A 23962-nucleotide genomic window follows, 5' to 3' on the forward strand; every position below is an offset into this window, starting at 1 on the left:
AAAATTTTAAATCATCGACTTATAATAGAAACTAAATATCGCGTATCACAATACTTAAACATACTCACTGATCCAGCAACTGCAAAAAGTATTGGAATAAAAAAGCTAAAATTAATCCCTGTAAATTCAATGACCAAAACTATTGCTGTAATGGGCATTTTTTGAGCTGCAGCAAGAAATGCAGCTCCTCCAATAATGGCAAATGCAGATATCGATACAGAAATACCTGGCAACAAATAGCTCCAAAGAATGCCTAAAACGACAGCCATTAAAGCGCCATTTGCTAGCGATGGAGTCAGAAGTCCGCCTGCAGCACCGGCTTGTACGCTGGTGCAAACAATTAAAATTCTAAGTATTAAGACGGCTATGGCAACTCCAAGTCCTAACATATTCCCATCAAATCCTAACTGAGCCACAGAGCGCCCATTTCCTAATATCTCCGGAAAATAAATCGCTAATAAACCAATGATGAAAAAATTAAATAAACACGATACGATTATTTTCCAATTTCGCGGCGCTCGGCTTTGGGCCCTATTCGTAATCACCTTAAACCAATAAGCAGAAAAACCAAAAATGGGGCCAGAAATAATAGCCCAAATGACTACTGGGGAATCAAGTCTTAAAACAGGTATATGATATAACGATTGATTACCAAGACCAATCCAGGAGATAACCACTGCTATAGCGGAAGTAGTAATCGCAGGAATTACTGCAAACCAATGAAAAGAGCTTAAGAGAACCTCTAAAGTAAACATAGCACCGCCAAGGGGAACATTATAGACTGCAGCCAATCCAGCTCCAGCAGCACAAGCTACAAGTATTTTACTCTCCTTAGGATGCAGCTTCATTTTATTAGTCAGCCAGCACGCAAAAGTAGCACCGAATTCACGAGGAGCTACTTCTCGTCCCATCGGAGAACCCAAGGCAACAGTAATAATTTGTAGTAGTACATGTACTAAAGTAGTCTTTATCGGCATGTAGGGTCTAGGCGATTTAATTGCATTAGCAATACTTACTAAAGGGCTGCCATATCGAAAAACTGCCCACCAGCCAAAACCGGCAATGAAACCACATATAAGAAGAGCTACTACTCTTCTTGGTGCAGTTGAACCAGTAACAACCTCGAGAAAATGCTCATTCCCCACAATAGGAAAGACAGTATGCTCATAGGCCAAGTGTTGAATAAAATGCAATAAGATGGCTAAAAACATCCCTCCAAATCCAGAAACAATCCCAATAAAAATTGTGGCAATAAAAAGAAGATGCAAACGGGATGTCAAATGTTTGGTCATGAACTACTCCTTAATTCATAACTGGATCTGAGAGCTTAACTTTCCTGCAACTTGCAATTGATGGGCAACTATACGCGTCAGATAGTCAAATTCAATATTAACTTTTTGCCCAGCTTGTAAAAAGTTAAGGGTAGTATTGAGTAATGTGTGGGGAACAAGCATTAGTTTTATGCCCTGATTCACAACTGTATTAATCGTTAAGCTTACCCCTTCAACAGTAATACTACCTTTAGGTATTAAATACAACATCGCGTTTGCATCAAAGCCGCTTAATTCGACTTCAACGAATTCATTAATTTGTCTTATGGAATGAATTTGTGCAATAGCATCTACATGTCCGCTTACGTAATGACCACCAAAACGCGTCGATGCGAGCATGGCTCGTTCTAAATTTACCTCATCACCGGCTCCTAGCTCTCCTAAAGTAGTCCTACTCAATGTTTCAGGAGAAACATCAAAACCTAATTTTGTGTCTTCAAAAGGCAATAAAGTTAAGCATACTCCGTTCACAGCAATACTTTCACCTATTTGTAATTGTTCAAAAGCAGATGAAATAATTAACCGATTCGCACCATCATGGTTACTATTGCTAATCACGGCTCCTTTTTTTTCAATAATTCCGGTAAACATGGTTCCTCTTATTCCTGACTCAAATGTGTTCGTCGCTCATGCATGGTTTCCACACTATTAATCACCGTTTGCCGACAAATTTCTTGCATGACAGGAATCTCTTTCAGAGGAACACCTTCATGAATGGTATAAGCAATTAAAAAACTATCGCGCCACATTTTTTCATTTCGTTTTTCCTTTGCTTTCATCCATAGAGAAACCCACAAAAAATGAAATTGCCACTTATCACGATGCAACTCCATCTCCTCAGAAAATACAGCATCCATGGCGTCCTCCATCCGGCATACTCTAATCCCGTCAACAAAACTGCTGTTATGGTTGACTATCTTATCAATTAAAGGATTCTCCAAATACCAGGATTCAGTAAATGATTTTGTTTTGAGCCAGGATTTTGAACGCCGCAAGGATTGGGAAATTACCTCTTGTGTAAACGGGGTAACCTGGATGCTTAGTTGTTCAAATAGATATTCTATCTCCAGCTTCGTAGGTCGTAAACGTATCCCTAGTAGTTCCTGGATTTCTAAAAACTGGACATTAGGAATCTCACCCTTCTCAATAGTAACCGCCAAGAAATGCTCTACCATCAGTGTAAAATAAGATAGATCCACCTCACGTAAAGTTACATTTTCGTCAAAAGCCTGAGTGTAATAATTCTTCACATCCTTTGCTGAAACTGAAGGTGTTATCCAGGCATCTTTAAGGCCTAACTCATACTTTAATAACAAACCACACAGTCTATTTTTTCTAAGTTTACGCACATGAAGAAAAATTCCTTGCGAGCCCGTTCCATCTACTTCTGTCGCGCGAATGGTTGCTTTAGCTGCTTCCGGTTCTGGCGCAAACACAACACCTCGTTTGCGTTGGATTTTTATCCACGAATCAAACAGTTCATGATAATGCTTTGGATACCAATATTTTATCGTCTGCAAACGTGAAAGAGATATAGAAGAAAGCGTAACTAAACCTATAATTTGGCCCAGCGTGTGAATAGCAACTTCACGAACCTCTGCTTTGGGATGCAATAAAATTAGTAAGGCAATATCTGCACCTTCTTCAATGTTGTATAAATCGGCCATTAGATCGACGAAAAAATCAGCTGGCATTGCATAACTTTGAGCGAAAAAGTTTTCGGCAATTTCAAATACATTGAGATCAGATAACTCATGAATTAATTCTCGAATTGCATCTATATGTGATACAGGTTCGCCTTCAGGAAGCAGTTCCTCTTCATCACTGGCAAGTTCGTAATAGGCATTTTTTAGCTCCTCGGTCAAATCGACATGTGATTCATAAAAGGAATTTAATATGGGCAGCCAAAAACTCAGTGTATGTTTGCGCAAATTGATCATTGCGGCTAAGTGATCCATCAATTGAACTAATGTTTTTGCGGTAACTTTATTGTTAGATTCTGCTGCACCTTGCAATTGAGCAACACAAATGTCTAAAGCAAAAACACAAGCAGAATAAACAGAAAGACCATCATCCGTATTTTCTTCTAAGTTACTGATAATATCGGTTAACTTAAAAGCAAGTTCTGGCTGTTGGAAAAATAAAGTATATAACTGGGGATCTGGCTCCGCATTTTGCTCAATCAGGGTAGCCATTTCGGTAAGTAAGCGATACAGATCTGACGAATTACTGGTCATATTTTTTTAGGAACCTGTCTTGGTCTGCCTTCTTCATCAATGGCAACGAAAACAAAAACGCCCTCAGTAACTTGATACGCTTCATTGTGGGTGGCAGGATGAGCCCATACTTCAACAGTGAATGTCATGGAGGTGCTACCTAGTTTTATCAAAGTCACATAGCAACTAACAAGATCACCTACATGGACTGGTTTTAAAAAGCTCATGGAGTCTATGGCCACTGTAGCTACTCGTCCCATTGCTAATTTTTTTGCCAATATTCCTGCAGCCAAATCCATTTGCGACACGATCCATCCACCAAATATATCACCATTGGCATTGGTGTCTGCCGGCATTGCTAAAGTCTGGATAGCAAGCTCTCCCCTTGGAATATCGGTCATGTTTCACCATCGTATTTTAAGTGTTTCTATGTAGCCTGGGTGAAGCAACAGCGTAACCCGGGTTTCCGAATTATGAATATACTTCTCAACCCCAGGTTCACTATGCTGCCACAGACTACAATGCTAAGTTAAAAATTTTAATTACGTTTTAACTTAGCTAATGCATCTGCCATTGCTGTATTAAATACCGTTTTTTTAACCGGCTCAACTTTTTTAGCTTCAGGTTTTTTCCTATGCTCCGTTTTTTTAACCTGTGGAGGCTTTTTCATTTCAGATGTTTTTGCTGGTTTTTTTATTGGTTGACTCGCGGGCTCATCTTCTAATTTCATGCTTAAACCAATGCGCTTTCTTTCCTTATCCACTTCAATAACCTTGACCGTCACGATATCGCCGGCCTTTACTATCGTACGTGGATCAGAAATAAATTTGTTAGTCATCGCTGAAATATGAACCAATCCATCCTGATGCACGCCAATATCCACAAAAGCACCAAAATTAGTCACATTACTGACGACACCTTCAAGGATCATTCCCTCATGTAAATGTTCGATGTCTTCAACGCCTTCCTTGAACTGTGCTGTTTTGAATTCGGGTCTGGGATCACGGCCTGGTTTTTCCAATTCACGCAACACATCTCTTATTGTAGGCAAACCAAATTGCTCATCAATAAAGGCTTCTGCATTCACACTATGTAAGATTTCTCGATTACCGATAAGCTTCTTAATATCAATTTTCTTATCTGCAATAATTTTTTCCACCAAAGGATAAGCTTCCGGATGAACACAAGATGCATCCAGAGGATTGTCTCCATTCATAATACGTAAAAAGCCTGCTGCTTGTTGAAACGCTTTTTCACCCATACGATTTACGCTTTTTAATTCCATTCGGTTTTTAAATGCACCATGCTCATCGCGATAAAGCACAATATTTTTGGCCAGAGCTTCATTAAGACCAGAAATATGAGATAACAACGCAGCCGAAGCGGTATTTACATCAACCCCTACAGCATTCACACAATCCTCTACAACCCCATCAAGACAACGAGCTAGGCGAGCTTGATTCACATCATGCTGGTATTGTCCAACGCCGATTGATTTGGCTTCGATTTTGACTAATTCAGCAAGTGGATCTTGGAGTCGACGAGCGATTGAAACCGCGCCTCTTAGCGTGACATCCAAATCAGGGAACTCCTGAGAAGCAATTTCTGAGGCGGAATAAACCGATGCACCGGCTTCACTCACAATAACTTTAGTCAGCTTTAAATCAGGATACATTTTTATTAAATCAGTAACCAAGCGCTCCGTTTCGCGAGAACCTGTACCATTACCAATACTGATCAAATTGACCTGATATTTTGCTGCCAATTTAGCCAAATCAGTAATCGCCTGATGCCATTCATTTTGTGGGGCCAGTGGGAAAATAACAGTGTAATCCAGTAACTTACCCGTTGCATCAACCACCACCACTTTAACCCCAGTTCTAATTCCAGGGTCAAGTCCAATAGTAATTTGTGGGCCTGCAGGTGCAGCCAGTAATAGGTCGCGCAAGTTTCTGGAAAATACTTTTATTGCTTCTTCGTCTGCAATTTCGCGTAAGCGAGTCAGTAATTCCAGCTCCAACTTGGTAAATAATTTTATTTTCCAAGTCAGACGTATTGTTTCGAGTAGCCAACTGTCTGCTTTTCTCTGTTTATCAACAACATTGAAATGAGTAGCTAATTTATTTTCACCATACGATAAATCATGCTCAGGTAAAGCAAGGCTCACTTGCAAAACACTTTCTCGCCGTCCGCGGAACAAAGCCAAAGCACGATGAGAAGGAATTTTCTTAATTGCTTCTGAATAATCAAAGTAATCTGAAAACTTATTCACAGTTTCTTTTTTCTTGGAGCTGCCTGTTGATTTGACGATACTGTGCTGCCACAAATATTCCCGTAGCTCATTAATCAAGTCAGCATCTTCAGCAAAATGCTCCATTAATATATGGCGCGCCCCCTCTAAGGCGGCTTTTGCGTCCTCAACACCAGCCTCAGGATTAATAAATTGAACCGCGTGCTCTTCTGGATCCAGCTCAGGGTTGCTCCAAAGTGCCTGAGCTAATGGATCTAAGCCTGCTTCTATGGCAATTTGCGCCTTTGTACGACGCTTTGGTCTGAAGGGCAAATATAAATCTTCAAGACGAGTTTTAGTGTCTGCTGCTAAAATACTCTTTTCAAGCTCAGGAGTTAGTTTCTCTTGCTCACGGATAGACTGCAAAACTACAGCGCGACGTTCATCCAATTCACGCAAATAAAGCACGCGTTCATCAATAAAACGTAATTTTATATCATCTAGTCCTTCTGTAGCTTCCTTGCGGTAACGAGCAATGAAAGGAACTGTTGCCCCTTCATTGAGCAGACGAATGGCTGCTTCTACCTGCGCTGGTTTAACTTTAATCTCTTGCGCAATAATTGCAGCTAATCTCAACATCTCTTGAGTCATTTACATCCCCGTAAAACATAAATATAAAACAATGGATTACCTCATCCCTAAACCTTACTGAAGTTGAACCCAGGTAAAGGCATAGCCATAACCCGGGAAAGAGCATATCGTATAACCCTGGTGACGTTACTTCCCAGGCTACACGTTTTTATCCTAAAATCGCTCCACCTCTGTATCAAGCGAAGAGTGAGTCGTTAAAAAAATCGCCACATTATCACTCAACAGTCACTGATTTTGCAAGATTACGTGGCTGATCGACATCTGTACCTTTTACAACAGCAACATGATAAGCGAGCAATTGTAAAGGGATCGTGTAAATGATCGGAGCAACCCATAAACCACAGTAAGGAACCTTAATCAAACGTGCCCCATTTGCACGCCAACTTTGGGTATCGTCAACAAAAACAAATAACTGCCCACCTCGTGCACTGACTTCATGTAAATTAGATTTTAATTTATCCAATAACTCATCGTTGGGGGCAACAGCAACAACAGGCATGTTTTCGTCAACCAAGGCCAAAGGACCATGTTTCAGCTCCCCGGAGGGATATGCTTCAGCATGAATATAGGAAATTTCCTTTAATTTTAAAGCACCTTCCAAAGCGACTGGGTATTGTACGCCTCGTCCTAAAAATAAAGCATGTGCTTTATTAACAAAAAGTGAAGCAAGGTCTTCGATTTCCTCGTTCATCTTTAATGCACGCTCACAGCATGCAGGCAGTTCTTGCAATTGTTTTAAAACATCATTTGCCCGATCATCATGGCAAAGCGCCGCGGCTAGCATTAAAAAAGCAGCCAGTTGCGTAGTAAATGCCTTAGTAGATGCTACTCCAATTTCCACTCCAGCGCGCGTTAAAAAAACACAATCGGCTTCTCTGACTAAAGTGCTTGTTGCCACATTACAAATAGCCAAACTTGCCAAATACTCCATATCTTTCGCTTTTTGCAAAGCCGCAAGAGTATCTGCAGTCTCACCTGATTGGGAAACAGTGATGAATAGAGTATCTTTGGGTACGACTACATCGCGATAACGATACTCACTCGCAATTTCAACCTGGGTTGGCAATCCAGCCAATGATTCTAGCCAATATTTAGCAATCATTCCTGCATGATAGCTGGTACCGCAAGCAACAATGTGAATTTGCTTTACCATAGGAAATATTTGCGATGCACGTTCTCCAAAACTGGACTTAAGTACCTCAAGACTATTCACACGACCTTCCAAAGTATCAGTCAGCACTTTAGATTGTTCAAACACTTCCTTGAGCATAAAATGTCGATAAGGACCTTTACTCACAGTTTCTGAATCGCTTGTTAAGAGATGAAGCGGACGCTCAACAAATGATTTGGATGAATCATAAATTGTTACACTTTTTGAGGTAATAAGAGCGCTGTCGCCTTCTTCTAAATAAATCACTGATTGTGCAAAAGATTTTAATGCCAATCCATCAGAAGCGATAAAATTCTCACCGATACCTAGGCCAAGAACTAAAGGACTACCTTTACGAACAGCAACAAGCTCGTTTGGTCTTTGTTGACGGATAACACCTAAAGCGAAAGCACCTTCCATTTTTGCAGCTGCGGTTTGTACTGCTTCAAGCAAGTCTTCACCCTGAAGATAGAAGTAATGAATTAAATGTGCAGCTACTTCCGTATCTGTTTCAGAGGTAAACTGATACCCTTTTATGATTAACTCTTGACGCAAGGTATCATGATTTTCAATAATCCCATTATGTACCAGTGCAATTTGTCCATGGGATATATGAGGATGTGCATTTTGTTCTGAAGGCCTGCCATGTGTTGCCCATCTCGTATGAGCAATGCCTGTATTTCCAGCAATAGCTGTTTCTTGCATGGCATCAGCTAAATTTTGCACCTTTCCCTGGATTCGGACACGTTGTAACAGTGCATCATTATCGATTACTGCAATACCTGCAGAATCATAACCTCTGTATTCCAAACGACGTAATCCTTCCAGTAAAATTTTACTGATATCCCTTTCAGACACAGCTCCAATAATCCCACACATACCATGCTCCTCGTTTCAACAACCGCACATGAACGATATATCAATAAAAAAACGGCAATTATGCCATAAACATTTATAAATCACTAACATGTTCCGTGTCGTGAGCTAAGAGGACGATGTCACAAATTGCTCCTCTAAAATTAAAAATTAAATGCTAAGAGAAAGGCGCAGATATAATTGAGGGTTCTGCAAAAGAAAACCCGGGCTACGGCAGTGCGCTCACCCAGGCTACTGAAAAAACTCTTAGCTACTCCTAACTCTATTTACTCTATAGGATTTTGACACGTTACATCATATCCATGGTATTTCATAGCCTTGCACACTTCAAAAGCGAGCAATCCATGGGCGCGTGTACTTGGATGTATTTCATCCCAGAATAAATAACTGTCAGGAGTATCACATACTTGGTAGTTCTTGTCTCCTGCAGCAAAGCTTGCATCCCTATATTGAAGTACTTGTGCATAGCGTAACACATAGTTGTTAGCAAAAGGCGAGCTACGGAATGAATCATACATAGGAAGTTTCACATCAATACACGCTTCCGTAGTGTTAGTAAATCCATAAGTTTCCGGATTTTTTAAAGCGCGTTCGAAATAATCGCTCATGTCGATATAGAGAAAATTTGAATCAGGGTAAATTTTTGCCCATTCCTGCATGCGATTTCGAAGCCTATCATTGTGCATATCAATGGCATTATTCAAAACGTCTCTATCAGTAGTTTGCACCACCCGAGGTGTATCTCCTATATGAGGCAGCCCCATGATTACAAAGCGACGTGCCCCAGCTTGCATTAATTTCATCACAGCAGAGCCCGCACCGGATAAGACATTATCAACATAGGTGCTCATTACTTCCGTATTGTAATTATCTTCAAAGAATAAGACATTAATGTAATCATTATTACCTGAGAAAATAAAAAAGACGGTTTCATTACTTAAAGCTGGATGTTCTAATAAATAAGCTTGAACGGTTAACCCAAGACTTGGAGGAACCAACTTACCTACGATTAGATTTTTGATTGTTCCTAATGGATGACGAATCAAATTCCACACCGTTAACTGATAATCATAAGTTGCTGTCCAGCTGCCCCCGAACGCACGGTTTAAATAAATTTCTTCATCCTCTGGGGCAATAGAAAGCATTTTAGCTAAATATTCGTTCCATACCTGACCATTGGAGAAACGTGCATTCCAATAAGGTTTTCCTGGCAATACAGGCACTAACTTGACTTTACTAACCAAGTTGGCAATATAGGGTGCCAATTGATTATCAAAAAAATCGGTGACTATGGCGATACCCGAATCCAAAACCATTTGCGGTACATAATATTCTTCAGCAAACTCAACCATCTTATTGAGAACGAATATTTTAAAAGGTGCGACTAAAAATGCGGGATCTTCTTCCTGGCGTAAACTTTTGAGTAAGTGGGTAGTATTCCCTGTATCAGACAGACTGTCGCCAAAAACCACCATAGACTTTACAGGAGTGGCGGCAAAACTCATGAATGGGACAAATAAACAGAGGATTAAGAACCAACGCAACTTCCGAGTGTACTGGGCCATATTATCTCCTTATAAAATAAAGCCGCAAATGAAAGCACAGATAGCTTTGGTATATAACAGTATGATCGCTGGTTAGTTTTTGTCAACGCATTTAGTTAATTTTGTTTAATATTTAAACCAGCGAAGCACCCTGGCCTAGGATGCATTTAATTCAAGCCTATTGATTAAATTCTGTGTAAATGGTAATTTTTGCCGAATATTTTTGTTTCTATTTCAGGTAGTACAATGGAAAAAATAGTGATCGCTGCATTTTATAAATTTGTTTCTTTGGAAAATTTTGAAGCAATGCGCGAACCTTTGCTTGCAAAAATGCATGAAATCAAAATTAAAGGTACCATTATATTAGCCTCTGAGGGAATCAATGGCGGATTTGCCGGTACTCGAGAGCAAATGGATCTGTTTTATCAATTCATTCGTCAGGATCAACGTTTGGCCGATTTAAAGTTTAAAGAAACTTTTGATAATGAAAACCCATTTGAAAAATCTAAAGTCAAACTTCGCAAAGAAATTGTAACTATGGGCATAAACAATGTTGATCCTTTAAAATCAGCAGGAACCTATTTAAGTCCGGAAGAATGGAATGAATTGATTCAAGATCCCGACGTAGTGTTAATCGATACCCGTAATGATTATGAGTTTGAATTAGGTACATTCAAAAATGCAATCAATCCCAGTACTGAAAATTTTAGAGATTTTCCGGAGTATGTGCGGGAGCATTTACTTGATAAAAAAGATAAAAAAATTGCAATGTTTTGTACGGGTGGGATACGCTGTGAGAAATCCACTGCTTACTTAAAAAACCTGGGTTTCGAAAATGTCTACCATCTTTATGATGGCATTCTCAATTATATTGAACAAATGCCACAAGAAGAATCGCTCTGGGAAGGGCAATGTTTTGTATTTGATAACCGAGTAGCAGTTGATGATCAATTAAATCGAGTCTATCCTCAATTACCACTGGATTACAAACATGATCGCAACAAAGAATAAAATATGACAAATAAAAAACAATCCGATTCGACCATTGTATTGAACCGCAAAGCAGGCTTTAACTATTTTATTGAGGATCAATATGAGGCGGGTTTAGTGCTTGAAGGGTGGGAAGTAAAAAGTTTACGCGCAGGAAAAATAAATCTGTCAGATGCACATATCATTATTAAATACGGCGAAGCCTTTTTACTTGGTGCCCAGATTCAACCGCTCATAACCGCTTCGACGCATTCTATTCCTGATCCAACACGTACACGCAAGCTATTACTAAATAAAAAAGAATTGAACCATCTCATCGGTAGTGTCGAACGCCAAGGCTATACTATAGTTCCACTTTCTTTATATTGGAAAAAAAATAAAATTAAAATAAAAATAGCGCTGGCCAAAGGTAAAAAGGAGCATGATAAACGCGACTCCATTAAAGATCGTGAATGGCATAGAGACCGTTCGCGCATCATGAAAAAAACAGGGAGAGAATAATGAATATAGGTGAATCCGTACCCGATTTTGCATTCACAGCAACGAATGGCCTCAATGCTCGTTTGAGCGATTACCGAGGGGAATATGTAGTTTTTTATTTTTATCCTAAAGATGCGACCCCAGGATGTACTACGGAAGGGCAAGACTTTCGGGATTTATACCCTCAATTCCAAGAATTAAATACCCAGATATTTGGAGTTTCCCGCGACAGTTTAAAATCGCATGAAAATTTTAAAGCCAAGCAAAACTTTCCTTTCGAACTTATTAGCGATCATGACGAACAGTTATGCCAATTGTTTGACGTGATTAAAATGAAGTCCATGTACGGCAAACAAGTTCGTGGCATTGAACGCAGCACTTTCATCATCGACCCTCAAGGAAAATTAAGCAAAGAGTGGCGTAAAATTAGTGTTAAAGGACATGTAGACGAAGTACTCAGTGCATTAAAATAAAAATTTTATCTATTCGCCACAATTTAAAAATCTGAGGAAATAGTCAGATTTGAGCGCAGGTTGAAATAAAATGACGCTGAAAAAGCACCGAATAAATCAGTATTTGAGCATTTCTCAGCGTTATTTTCTCTCAAGAGGTACCAAATATGATCCTCGATGAACTTTGCTGAATCGTTATTAAAAAATTTTATTCTTGACTGAACCTTCTCCCCTAAGCAGAATGAAAGAAGCAATCAAATAATTCTAGGGCTAAGGCTGCGCCTTACCATTAAGTTAATAACACACGTGTCTTCCCTACGTTCCGCCGAGTTGCCCGCGAAACGAGGGATAAAGTCAAAAGTTATTAACTTATTTGCTGTACGGCTGCACGTTTTCACCCAGGCTATACGTTTTAATCATAAGGTGAATTTTATGGATAATAGCAATACCCGTGGAAAGCTGTTTGTACTGGATACCAATATTTTAATGCATGATCCAACAGCCATCTATCATTTTGAAGAGCATGATATCTATCTGCCGATGGTTGTTCTGGAAGAATTAGACAGTCATAAAACGGGTACATCAGAGGTAGCACGTAACGTACGTCAAACGAACCGCATGTTGGTTGAGCTCATGAGTAACGCATCTCACGAACAAATCGTATCCGGACTAACGATACCCAACTACCTCACCTCAGATAAAAAAAAGTGCAGCGGCAAGCTGTTTTTCCAAACCGATGAATTCGACCAGGTAGTCCCTACCACTCTTCCAGGACATAAAGTAGATAATACTATTCTTGCGACCGCTTTGGGTTTACAAAAAAAATATGCCGGCAAAAAACAAGTAATTATTGTATCAAAAGACATTAACTTGCGTATCAAGGCAGGGATACTTGGAATTCTTGCAGAAGATTATTACAGTGACCAGGTATTGGATGATGTGAATCTGCTGCATAGGGGCTTGCACATTCTTGATAATAACTTCTGGGATGCCCATGCTAAAGATATGGGATCATGGCAAGAAAGTGGTAAAACCTTCTATAAGGTGACAGGACCGTTAATCAATCAATGGAATCCTAATGATTGCATCAGTACTGAGGACGATCAATTTCAAGCGATTGTGAAAAAGCTTGAAAGTGATCATGCAATCATTCAGTTAATTCGTGATTACACAAAGCACTCCGTATGGGGAATTCATGCTAAAAACCGTGAGCAAAACTTTTCTCTAAACTTACTCATGGATCCTGATATCGATTTTGTCAGCTTACAAGGTCCGGCTGGAACAGGTAAAACGCTGCTCACCATTGCTGCAGGCCTAACCCAAGTTCTGGATCAAAACCGTTACTCAGAAATTCTCATGACGCGCGTGACGATTCCTGTAGGTGAAGACATTGGCTTTTTGCCTGGGACTGAAGAAGAAAAAATGACGCCATGGATGGGGGCTTTAATGGATAACTTAGAAGTCCTACACAGTTCACAAGTAGGCGGCAGCTTTGGACGAGGAGCCACTCAGGATTTATTACAAAACAAAATTAAAATTCGCTCCTTAAACTTCATGCGCGGGCGTACTTTTTTAAATCGCTACATTATCATTGATGAAGCGCAAAACCTAACTCCCAAACAAATAAAAACTTTAGTCACTCGAGCAGGCCCAGGATCCAAAATTATTTGCTTAGGTGATATCAAACAAATAGATACTCCTTACTTAAGTGAAACGACTTCGGGTTTAACTTTTGCAGTAGATCGTTTTAAACACTGGGAACATAGTGCGCATATGAGTTTAACTCGTGGAGAACGCTCAAGACTTGCCTTTTATGCCGCGGAACATTTATAGTAGGGGCTGTTTACATTTAGCCAGCTTGAGCTAAAATGGCCTGATTTTCGAGTACCGAAGCGCAGAAAATCAGGCCATTTGGCCAAGCGAGCAGAAATGAAAACAGACACTATGTACTTTAAGGATTTACCATGACTGACCATGCCATCACTTTTGATGACGTTCTCCTTGTTCCTTCGTACAATCATCACGAGTCAAGAAGAGTAGTAGAAACAACCAGTACTGACAGACTGGGTAAATTGACCCTCGAACTCCCTGTAATCAGCTCAAATATGGATACTATTACTGAAAGTGATATGGCTAATTTCATGAGCTCTAAAGGTGCTATGGGTGCCTTGCACCGCTTTATGTCCATCGAAGACAATATCAAAGAATTTACACAGTGTCATAATAAAGTTTTTGTTTCAGTTGGCTGTACTGCAGCTGAATTGGAACGAGCAGAAGCATTGCGTGATGCAGGAGCGGACTATTTCTGTGTGGATGTTGCCCATGCTCATGCCAAGTATGTAGGAAAAACCTTAAAAAGCTTACGCCATATACTTGCTGACCGCTGTATTATGGCAGGAAATGTTGCCACTTATGCTGGCGCTGATTATCTTGCTTCATGTGGTGCTGACATTATTAAAGCAGGTATTGGCGGTGGTTCTGTGTGCAGCACCCGAATTAAAACAGGTTTTGGCGTCCCCATGCTAACCTGTATTCTGGATTGTTCACGTGCTGACCGCTCTATAGTCGCCGATGGTGGCATAAAAACCTCTGGCGATATAGTCAAAGCCTTAGCCTTTGGTGCCGATTTTGTCATGATTGGCGGCATGTTAGCAGGCACAGCGCCAACCCCCGGTGAAGTCATTCAAAAGAAAGACGGTAGCAAAGTGAAGCGTTATCGTGGAATGGCCTCTAAAGAAGCGCAAGAAAATTTCTTAGGACAAATGCACGAATGGAAAACGGCGGAGGGAGTAGCAACTGAAGTTCCTTTCAAAGAAAATCCTGATGCAATCGTTGCGGATATAATAGGTGGTTTAAGATCCGGTCTTACTTATGCTGGCGCTGATACAATAAGCGAACTGCAACGTAAATTAAATTATGTAGTTGTCACGCAAGCAGGACGCATTGAAAGCTTACCGCACAAATTATTAGGTTAGTGTAAAGAAATCATCAACCTTCATGAAGAGAAACTCGGGTTTATCGAACACAAATTCCCGAGTTTCAAATTCGCTTGATACGTTATGAATTAAGTTGCACAGTACTAGTGAGATCTTCATCTTTTTCAGAAGTAGGAGCAGATTTGGTTGGTTGTTCTGTGAGCAAATCGTCCCAGCCAGCCATATCGCCAAATGCTTCCTGCGCTTCGGCCATTAAATTATCGGATTGAGTACTTTTCGGAGCATCGAGTTCCATTGTCTCGTCGTTCTCCACCTCTTCTTGAGGACCATCCTTTTTCATGCTATCTTGAATCGATTTTGTAGCCTGATTTATGGCATCTGTAAGCCCCTTACTGACCATATCAGGAAGAGAACTTATTGAATCTGTAAACTGCCCAACCGCTTTACCCACTGCAGTATTACTGATACTCTTACCAATCTCATCTAGTTTCTCTCCAGCCTTATCCTTGAGTTGTTGGCCTAGGTCTTCCGCTTTAGCAACTATTGCATCCTTCAATCCACCTACAGCTTTTCCCAGATCTGTATTTGAAACTTTATTCCAACCTGCTTTCGCAACATCTTTTAAGGCATCGTTGATACTTCCGTTAATATCTGCAACCATCTTCTGCAGATCTTCATTCAGCGCAAGATAGGGGTTCTTTTCCTGGCTCTCTTCTTTCTTCTTTGCACTAGGTTTAGGCACCGAATCTTGTTGCTGCTGAGCTTTCTTCTTATCTTCCTCATCGTCCCCCTTAGTTGCTTTTGGCTTTGGCTCCTCAACAGTAGGAGCAATAACTTGCGGCTGTTGAGGGGGGGGTGTAGGATTTGTTGGTTTTTTATCAACATTTGAATCAGGTTTCTCAGTACTCATAAATCTTAACCTCGATAATCTACCCCTATTACGTTAAAGATAGCACAATATAAGAAACATTGCCTTAATAGATGCGTAGATCCAATATTTTCGGATACACTAAATCTTATCAAGATTCGTTGCTTGATAATTTTTTTTCAACCATAATTTACAATAACTTTGCAAAGCAGGCTTCTTGAAAAGCAGAGAGAGGCGAAGCGGAGAACTTGAGTGTATAAACGACAAAACATCTCGCCCTCTTGCAGTATAGAAAGAGGTCTAACACATGCAACCTATATGGAATGATTATGAATCCTAACGATTTTCGCTTCATGCGTCGCGGCAAACAATTGTTTGATTTAAAAAGGGAAGATTTTGCCCTCCTTAAACCAATTAGGAAGCAGGGAACAAAAACAGAGCATGCATTACTGCTTTTACACGGGTTTACTTCCTCCCCGGCTGTTTATCGCTATCTGATTCCGCAATTAAATCAATATGATGCTTTAGTTTGCCCCGCATTACCCGGACATGCAGACAGCATCACTGCATTTGCACAAGCCACGGCCAAAGATTCGCTTGAGTGTGTTACCCAAGAATGTGACGCCTTATTTAAGGAGTACCAAAAAGTAGACATACTCGGATTATCCTTTGGCGGGCTATTGGCATGTCAGTTGAGCGCGCGTTTTAAATTCAATCATATGTTTCTTTTAGCGCCTGCGTTAAAATTGCAGATGAATACTCAGCAGAATCTCAAACTTCTTATCGCACTGCAAAAGCTTGGATTTTGCGAACTACGAGGTAGAGCAGGCAATCTCGTCACCAACGAATATGCTGAAATATCTTATAGAAAGATTCCAATTCCTGCACTGATTGAACTGTTTACTCTGATTAATGAATATCAATGGGTAACACCAAACTGCCCGATTGATCTTTTTTTGGGTACCTATGATAGCGTCGTTGCCTCAAAAGAGATAGAGAAAATGTTCTCTCACTTACCCCATACGACCATACATTGGCTAACAAACTCAGCACATGTTTTACCATTAGACAATGATCTGGATATTATTGTTCAGTGCATTAATCAACGCAAACCAGGTGAAAAAACCTCTCCTCAGTTGGGAGAGGAGATACTTGCGCCTGGAATATAGTAGCTGGCTGCTTGCAGCCAGGCCACGAAGCTGCGCTACAATCTGATGCCATTATGTGGGCGCTAACCTCTTCTACGTCTTTCGGCTTGTCGGCAGTACCCACCCAGGTAAAGATAGATTCTGCGGACAAGCCGCAGAACGCAGGTGATTTTAAGAACCATAAACATTCAGTGTGACTTTAAGGAAACTGCTTGTTGTAGCGTGTGAAATCTTTCAAATCGTATTGATTCCACTCGCGCATATCCAACACTGAGCCATTATAAGCCATAAAATCTGCACGTGTAGTTGGTAAATTAAAATAATATATATCACTGGCATCAGTAGCCAAATTGCTTTGATGTTTCACCGCCGAAATCTCGGCAACAGCGTGGTCATGGGTCCGCACAAAACTGCGTTGCGCACGTAAATAACGTCCTTTAAAGCGTGCATTTCCCCAAAGCTCAACATCAAGTCGATTTACTGCACCCGCTAATTGAATTGTTGTTTTCTGTTTCGCACGTACAGTTAAGGTATCTGTTTTAACCCAATAAAAACTGATCCAAGCGTTTCCTTGCATGGTTAAATTAGATAGATTAGCAACACCTGAAAGCTGTACCTTTGGACTTTCCTGCAGGTGAATCTGTAAGCTTGGGCTAGTTAATCCACTAATTTGGGTCAGACCTTTACCTTTTATATCCAGTACACGCAAGCCAATAGATCCACCTAATCTAACATTTCCAGTATTTATCAAATAAACATCCAATACGCTGGTATGCAGTCTATCCCCGGTGATTAGAGGCGTACCATTAGCCGTTAAGCGGTTAAGAAAGCGACCTCTAACCTGAGCATAAACTGGGCCAAATTTTGGATAACCACCGCCTAGAACCAAATACAGAGTGTTTTGTACTACTTCAACTTTTATGGCGGCCAAATCGCGCGCATCACCCGATAAAATCACCTGAGGTTTTTTATAGCCTGTATGCAAACTGATGTTGATTTGTCCTTGCGCATTAACCTGATTAAAAGAAGATACTTGTCTGACTTGTTTTGTCTTGAACGCTTGCGGCGGAACTGAGGGTTGATTTTTTGGCGCATGATGTGCACAAGAAGCTAATAAAAAGATAATTAGAATCAATAAATAACACCGCTTTAGCATAGGCTTCATTCCCGTTTCAATAATTCCTCTACATTAGATGAAGTTCTGACAATGTGCAAGGCTACTAAAACCAACTTCCTTTATTAAAATTAGAAAGCATGACATTGACAGGGCAGGTGTCATTCACCTGGGAATTAGGCGCATTATCGATCAAAGACTCTAAAGGTTCCTCGAAAGGAATTAATGCGGGTAATTGAATATAGATATCAACCAATATGCCATTTCTACACCCTAAATAAACTTTTCCGGAATTATTTTTACCAAATGCTTTGCCTACCATCTCCCGCAAAACAGTTATGGGAACTTTTTGTCCTTGATGTTCCGTTAAATAATGCCCCAAAACAGAATTATCGACTGATTCAGTCAAGCGCATGGCAAGTGAAAAATATTCATCGGCAGACAAAATTTGACAACTGCCGTGTTTATTCCATTCATGACGCTCCAAACAACTTCCATAATGATAACTAGGCATCATCTTTTGCAAATGCTTAGATACCGCGGAGGATAAATTTAATGGAGGATATGCACAATGATTTGATTTCTGCTCGACACCACAATATCCATAACTTTGTCCGCAGGCATGTTGATTGGGCCATAAACCATGCAAAGTCAGATGTTTTGCTTGATAGGAATTTTTAGGTAAGTGCATACATTCGGGTTTACCTGCTTCATATCCATATGTTTGACAAAAACCCGGTTGCGAACTAAGCGCTAAGACATAAGAATCAGACATGCCTGCATGGGTATCACACACATCACCCAGAGCAACAGAAGCAATAGCGTTAACAGAAAAAACAAGCAACAACAGGATAGTGAACTTTTTCATTAAGACACTCCATGTCAGGCTTTTTTAAACATTATACAGAAGAAGATGATGAATGCCACTTTTTTATTGTCACATTACCTATTGAATTTTAATGAAAAATTTTAAACAAGGCGTCTAGTTCAAACACTGAACACTGCACAACCTGGGTTAGGGGTTAAATCGTCTCGACTCAATCGATTGCTGGATAAGGTTCGCCTATTGGACCATTTTTATTGTCCAATAGGCGTTCTTTTTCATCCACAGAGAACAGACGACCGCGTTCAATTTTAGGCTGCTCAAGAAGCTCCTTACAAAACTTCTCATATGTTTCCTCATCAAACTCCAATGCCTTTTTTTCCTCAGGTTTAAATAGCGCGTCCACGAGCATCTGCGTCGCAATCGCTAACGCTATTGCGGCAATAAGTACAGGTATAATACCAAGCCCTCCCAGAGGCACAGCTACTAAACTTACGAGGACAGCAACAGGAACTAAAGCTTCAATCATAATACGTCGTGCTAAATTTACTGATTGATAAATCATCATCTGTTTCTGATATTCTGTTTCTGCCTGAAGTTGCTTAATTTCAAGATAAAGCAGTTTTTTCTGATTCTCACTTAAATTTGGATTCTTTCTCAATAAGCGCAGTAACTCTTTTACTTTGTCATCATGATCCTGGTTCTGCTCCTGCAGTGTTTTATAGGTTTTATAAAGCTCAATGCCTCCTTTAATTGCATTATTAATAATAGTAAATGCGAGACACACTGCCGCACCAGCAATTAACATGATGCCTAATACTGGAGCTGATATAGGCATAAATGGCGCGGTTAAGACAACAAAAGCCAACATAAGACCAACAGCATAAGCAATATTATTGATTAAGGATATTTTTTGCAGTTGCCAATCTCTGTAGCATTTTAACTTTTCTCGTTCCAAGTTGCGAATTTGCACCTCAATTTGGCGTTTTGCCGTTAACTCAACCTCATCAAGTTTTCCTTTCACCTCTCTCTCTTTCAACACTTGAAGTTGGTTTTCTAACCGCTCTAGATCTTCCTCATATTGCAGCATTGCCTTATTATACTTTGTTCTTTGCTCTTCAAACTCCCAGGCAGACACGACTATATCAAAAACTAGAAGAACAATAGTAAGGACATCTCCTGCAGTACCTAACGCGCCTACCCCGTTAAGCTTAAAGAAGCAAAGCAAATTAGCTGTTCCCCAAAGGAAATCATTCAATAGAGCAAATTTTCTTTGTGCGAATTGGGTTTGAAAACGCTCCTGCCAAGGTGTTTTTGCTTCTTCCGCACTCATCCAGGGACCTTGTATGGTATGTTTGAGCAATAAACCCAACTCTAGATAAAAACGTGCATAATATAATATCCAGCTCAAATTTCCCGTCAAAAAATCCGGAGTTTTCATAGCTCCAGGTGCTTGTGCTGCATACATGTAGTCAGGCAGGTGGCCAACTACCGTTTTTAAGAAAGTTGAACCCCAAACCCAATAAAGTCGCGCTTCATTGATTTTACCCATATATTCTTTAATGGTCTTGGTTGTACTTCCAGGGAAATCAACCATCTCCTCAGCCAGTAATTGCCCAACAGAAATGCCTAAATATTTTACAGGTTTTGCTTCAGATCCCGCATAATGCATCTCGATTCGTTGTCGATAATCAGGATCTAAGCGTTCAAGAAGTTCTGAGCAGCGTTTAATCTGCTGATTATACGTGCTTACGTTCTCCGTTTTCTGATAATCTATTTCATGCTTTTTTTGTGCCAGCAAAAGCAATAGAGTAATTTTCAGATTAAATGCCAGTTCTTCTTTTCTATGTTCGTCGCTCATATACTTGAGCATTACTGGATCAGTTTTATCCAAAATTCTTAAATAAGAAGTCAGTGAAGGAAGGAAATCATTAATACGGTGTTCCGTGTATGCACGGTCAGTGACAGACCTGACCCAATCCAATTGGTTTCCCTTTGCTCGTTTATAATGTCCAGAGCACGATGTCTTCAGTCGAGTATAATACTCTATTTTTTTGTCATCGGTGGGTTCAGGAAGTTTGCGAACTTGGCGACCTTGTGCATCTGTATATGCATGATAAAGCTCACCATCATGCAAAATAATCGCATCATTATCATTTAACGAATTTTTGAGTTTATCAGCTTCACTAATATCTTGAGGATCAAATTCTAACTCAATAAGGCCACATTCAGTGCGGTTGTACTGTAGCAAGTCCTCGAAACTCAAATCAGCAAGTTTCTTGTCATCTTTAAATGCATCTCTAAGAAAGGATTGCAAAACCGCGCTACTCGTTGCCATAATGTCACCCCTGTGCTCATGAATTCCAGCGACTCATTCATTTAATCACAGTAAAAAATTTATATGTTCTTTTTTATAACATAGCACTAATTTTAAAAACAAGCTGTCCATTCGTTGATTTACACTATTGAAACTAAAATTTGCATAAAATGATAGAGTTCTTGCATAACCGGAATTTTACTTTAGTGCGAGATATAAATGGCTCAAGGAGCAGTTTAGCCCCATATTGGACTTTTCCCAGGATTTAACCTTTTGCCAAAGAGACACGCATCGCCTGCTCAATAAATATTTCTTGAAAAACCCTAATTAGGAGAGTTCACGCGCATAGATGTCATCAAACCGTTTAATATCATCCTCACCTAGATATACGCCACTTTGAACTTCAATAACATAAAGTGGTTCATTACCTGGATTACTCAAACGATGTAGCGTATTTTGTGCAATATACGTTGATTGATTTACCGATAAATAAATCGTTTGTGTGTCATTGATTACTTCTGCCTTTCCAGAAACAACAACCCAATGTTCGGCTCGATGCTGATGCATTTGTAATGACAAACGAGCACCAGGTTTTACCATAAGTCGTTTTACTTTAAAAGAAGCCCCCTCAGCCAAAACTTCATAATATCCCCAAGGACGAGACACTCGTTGGTGATCTTGGGTCAATTGATGATGATCTTTGCTTAAGGAACTCACTAAATCTTTAACGTGCTGTGAGTATTCCTTGCCAGCTACCAAAATAGCATCTTGGGTAGCAACAATGATTTGATCTTGTACACCTATTGCAGTAACTAAAATGTCAGTACTGTGAATCAGGCAATTCGAACTCTGCTGTGCAATAACTTTTCCACTAACCGTGTTTCCGTCTTGATCGGGTGTATTCGCATCCGCCACTGCAGACCAACACCCTAAATCGCTCCACTGCATGGCAACAGGTATAACCGCAGCTTTATTTGTCTTTTCCATAATTGCATAATCAATGGAGTCGGCTTCGCAACGAGAAAAGCATTCTAAATCAAGACGTAAAAAATCATGGTGCTGCTGTGCTTTTAAAACGGCTTGTTGGCTAAAATAATGAATGTCAGGTTGGTATTCAACTAATTCCTGAAGGTATACGTCAGCACGACAAACAAACATACCGCTATTCCAAAAATAATTTCCACTGGCAATAAATTCTTTTGCCTGTTCAAGTGCCGGTTTTTCTCTGAAACGCAAAACCTGCTGCACTCTATCCGTTAATGGCAACCCGGCTTCTATATAACCATATCCGGTTTTAGGGCCGTCTGGCTGGATACCAAAAGTAATTAAAGTATGATGTTCTGCAGCAAATTGTGCTCCTATTAACATTGCTTCTTGCCATGCCAGCTCATCAGCGATCCAGTGATCTGATGGAAGCACCAACATAACTGCATCAGGCCCAGCGATTTGAGATAAATGATGAGCTGCACAGGCAATTGCTGGAGCTGTATTGCGAGCACAAGGCTCCAACAGATAAGTCAACGAATGATTTAAATGATTTAATTGATCCTGACAAAGAAAATAGTGCGCATCGTTACTTATGATAAGTGCATGGGTATTTACCAGATTCTGTGCTCTTTTTACAGTTTGTTGCAAAAGGGACAGCTCACCATTTAAGGCTAAAAATTGCTTCGGATAATTTTTACGAGATAAAGGCCATAAACGAGTTCCAGAACCGCCTGCAAGGATAACGGGATAAAGAGTAGTCGTCATAAAGCTCCATGTTATGGCATAATGGACGCATTCTAGCAGCATTTTAAGCCTAAAAAAAGTAACCTCCCAAGAAGTTTGGGCAAATTATAATCACACTCGCCTGCGGCTCGTTCTCAGGATTCCAAGCTCCTGACGAGGGCAAAATTCCTGGATTATGCGGACAAGCCACAACAACGTAGGCAGCGGTTCTTGCCCGGGCTTATTTAAGCAGTTATAAAAATGAGTAAATTTTTGGAGACTTATATATTATGAAAAAAGCGGTAGTCCTATTATCTGGCGGCCTGGATTCCACAACTTGCCTGGCTTTAGCTCGCTCAAAAGGCTTCTCCTGTTACGCAATCAGCTTTTCCTATGGGCAAAGGCATTCAGCTGAATTGCTCGCTGCACAGCGTATTGCTCAGCATTATCAGGTTGTGACACATCAAATTGTCCCCTTAGATACTGCACTGTTTCGTAATTCAGCGTTGACTGACTCTAATATAGAAGTACCATCATTTCAGGATGGCTCTGACATTCCAGTTACATATGTGCCTGCGCGTAATACCATTTTCCTGGCGATGGCCTTAGGCTTCGCAGAATCTATTGGAGCAAGAGAAATTTTTATCGGAGCAAGCTCTGTTGACTATTCTTATTACCCTGATTGTCGCCCTGAATTTATCCAAGCCTTTCAAACTTTAGCCAATTTGGCGACCAAAGCAGGGGTAAGCGGTGATCCATTCACCATTCATGCACCCTTACAGCATTTAAGCAAGGTAGAAACAATTCAATTAGGAATACATCTCGGTATAGATTATAGTTTAACTGTTTCATGTTATCAGGCAAATGATGCCGGGGAAGCATGTGGCCAATGTGATAGTTGTACTTTTAGAAAGCGCGGATTTCTTGGTGCTGGAATTGATGACCCTACTCTCTATCGTCATTCCGATCATTGATAGAATGGCAGGGAATTATCATTAGATTGTTTAGTTCCCTTTTCTCTAAAATAAACTTAAGCCCTGTAATCGCACAAATATTAGCCTTAATGTTTTATTAATATAATGATTGTTCATTTGCTATACCATTCACACGGAAAAATCAAATATTT

The 23962-nt window shown here is 40.2% G+C and carries 19 protein-coding genes; 7 read left to right on the forward strand and 12 right to left on the reverse strand.

The features are described from left to right. Window positions 1-11 precede the first annotated feature (11 nt). The 7 genes from Lpar_RS03155 to plaC form a co-directional block, all read right to left on the reverse strand. Window positions 12-1292, reverse strand: coding sequence for a chloride channel protein (locus Lpar_RS03155; RefSeq protein WP_058516546.1), 1281 nt, complete (start codon window positions 1290-1292; stop codon window positions 12-14). Between the two features lie 15 nt (window positions 1293-1307). After that, window positions 1308-1922 carry a riboflavin synthase gene (locus tag Lpar_RS03160; RefSeq protein WP_058516547.1) on the reverse strand — a complete coding sequence of 205 codons (615 nt, stop codon included), beginning with the start codon at window positions 1920-1922 and terminating at the stop codon, window positions 1308-1310. An 8-nt stretch (window positions 1923-1930) separates the two neighbouring features. Continuing rightward, on the reverse strand, window positions 1931-3568 hold the full coding sequence (locus Lpar_RS03165) for a hypothetical protein (RefSeq protein WP_058516548.1): 1638 nt from the start codon (window positions 3566-3568) through the stop codon (window positions 1931-1933). Beyond that, window positions 3565-3948 (reverse strand): acyl-CoA thioester hydrolase YciA, encoded by a 384-nt coding sequence (gene yciA / locus Lpar_RS03170; protein ID WP_058516549.1) that lies wholly within the window; start codon window positions 3946-3948, stop codon window positions 3565-3567. The genes Lpar_RS03165 and yciA overlap by 4 nt, the downstream gene beginning before the upstream one ends. A 137-nt stretch (window positions 3949-4085) precedes the next feature. Continuing rightward, on the reverse strand, window positions 4086-6428 hold the full coding sequence (locus tag Lpar_RS03175; protein WP_058516550.1) for a Tex family protein: 2343 nt from the start codon (window positions 6426-6428) through the stop codon (window positions 4086-4088). Window positions 6429-6642: 214 nt separating this feature from the next. Continuing rightward, window positions 6643-8457 carry a glutamine--fructose-6-phosphate transaminase (isomerizing) gene (glmS, locus tag Lpar_RS03180; protein ID WP_058516551.1) on the reverse strand — a complete coding sequence of 605 codons (1815 nt, stop codon included), beginning with the start codon at window positions 8455-8457 and terminating at the stop codon, window positions 6643-6645. 263 nt (window positions 8458-8720) lie between these two features. Continuing rightward, a complete protein-coding gene (gene plaC, locus Lpar_RS03185) occupies window positions 8721-10019 on the reverse strand; it encodes a lysophospholipase/glycerophospholipid:cholesterol acyltransferase PlaC (RefSeq protein WP_058516552.1) in 1299 nt (432 codons plus the stop codon). Window positions 10020-10244: 225 nt separating this feature from the next. Here plaC and trhO point away from each other — a divergent pair, with 225 nt between their 5' ends. From trhO to Lpar_RS03210, 5 genes are all read left to right on the forward strand, one after another. Next, window positions 10245-11009, forward strand: coding sequence for an oxygen-dependent tRNA uridine(34) hydroxylase TrhO (gene trhO / locus Lpar_RS03190; RefSeq protein WP_058516553.1), 765 nt, complete (start codon window positions 10245-10247; stop codon window positions 11007-11009). A 3-nt stretch (window positions 11010-11012) separates the two neighbouring features. After that, window positions 11013-11489 carry an SsrA-binding protein SmpB gene (smpB, locus tag Lpar_RS03195; protein WP_058516554.1) on the forward strand — a complete coding sequence of 159 codons (477 nt, stop codon included), beginning with the start codon at window positions 11013-11015 and terminating at the stop codon, window positions 11487-11489. After that, window positions 11489-11941, forward strand: a complete 453-nt coding sequence (locus tag Lpar_RS03200) for a peroxiredoxin (RefSeq protein WP_058516555.1) — start codon at window positions 11489-11491, stop codon at window positions 11939-11941. Before smpB ends, Lpar_RS03200 begins: the two co-directional genes overlap by 1 nt. A 411-nt stretch (window positions 11942-12352) precedes the next feature. Then, entirely contained in the window at window positions 12353-13753 is a 1401-nt protein-coding gene (locus Lpar_RS03205) for a PhoH family protein (RefSeq protein WP_058516556.1), read from the forward strand. A 131-nt stretch (window positions 13754-13884) separates the two neighbouring features. Further along, window positions 13885-14895, forward strand: coding sequence for a guanosine monophosphate reductase (locus tag Lpar_RS03210; RefSeq protein ID WP_058516557.1), 1011 nt, complete (start codon window positions 13885-13887; stop codon window positions 14893-14895). Between the two features lie 82 nt (window positions 14896-14977). Here Lpar_RS03210 and Lpar_RS03215 read toward each other — a convergent pair whose 3' ends face one another. Continuing rightward, a complete protein-coding gene (locus Lpar_RS03215; protein WP_058516558.1) occupies window positions 14978-15766 on the reverse strand; it encodes a hypothetical protein in 789 nt (262 codons plus the stop codon). Between the two features lie 287 nt (window positions 15767-16053). Here Lpar_RS03215 and Lpar_RS03220 point away from each other — a divergent pair, with 287 nt between their 5' ends. Next, entirely contained in the window at window positions 16054-16893 is an 840-nt protein-coding gene (locus Lpar_RS03220; RefSeq protein ID WP_058516559.1) for an alpha/beta hydrolase, read from the forward strand. Between the two features lie 178 nt (window positions 16894-17071). Here Lpar_RS03220 and Lpar_RS03225 read toward each other — a convergent pair whose 3' ends face one another. The 4 genes from Lpar_RS03225 to Lpar_RS03240 all read right to left on the reverse strand — a co-directional run bounded on the left by Lpar_RS03225 (window position 17072) and on the right by Lpar_RS03240 (window position 22878). Beyond that, window positions 17072-18028, reverse strand: coding sequence for a GIN domain-containing protein (locus tag Lpar_RS03225; protein ID WP_058517057.1), 957 nt, complete (start codon window positions 18026-18028; stop codon window positions 17072-17074). A gap of 64 nt (window positions 18029-18092) precedes the next feature. Further along, window positions 18093-18854, reverse strand: a complete 762-nt coding sequence (locus tag Lpar_RS03230) for a ribonuclease T2 family protein (protein WP_058516560.1) — start codon at window positions 18852-18854, stop codon at window positions 18093-18095. 169 nt (window positions 18855-19023) lie between these two features. Further along, entirely contained in the window at window positions 19024-21147 is a 2124-nt protein-coding gene (locus tag Lpar_RS03235; protein WP_058516561.1) for an AAA family ATPase, read from the reverse strand. Between the two features lie 306 nt (window positions 21148-21453). After that, window positions 21454-22878, reverse strand: coding sequence for a mannose-1-phosphate guanylyltransferase/mannose-6-phosphate isomerase (locus tag Lpar_RS03240; protein ID WP_058516562.1), 1425 nt, complete (start codon window positions 22876-22878; stop codon window positions 21454-21456). 248 nt (window positions 22879-23126) lie between these two features. Here Lpar_RS03240 and queC point away from each other — a divergent pair, with 248 nt between their 5' ends. Continuing rightward, entirely contained in the window at window positions 23127-23810 is a 684-nt protein-coding gene (gene queC / locus Lpar_RS03245; RefSeq protein ID WP_058516563.1) for a 7-cyano-7-deazaguanine synthase QueC, read from the forward strand. The last annotated feature ends 152 nt before the right edge of the window (window positions 23811-23962 follow it).

It is taken from the genome of Legionella parisiensis (genome assembly GCF_001467945.1).
GTDB lineage: Bacteria > Pseudomonadota > Gammaproteobacteria > Legionellales > Legionellaceae > Legionella > Legionella parisiensis.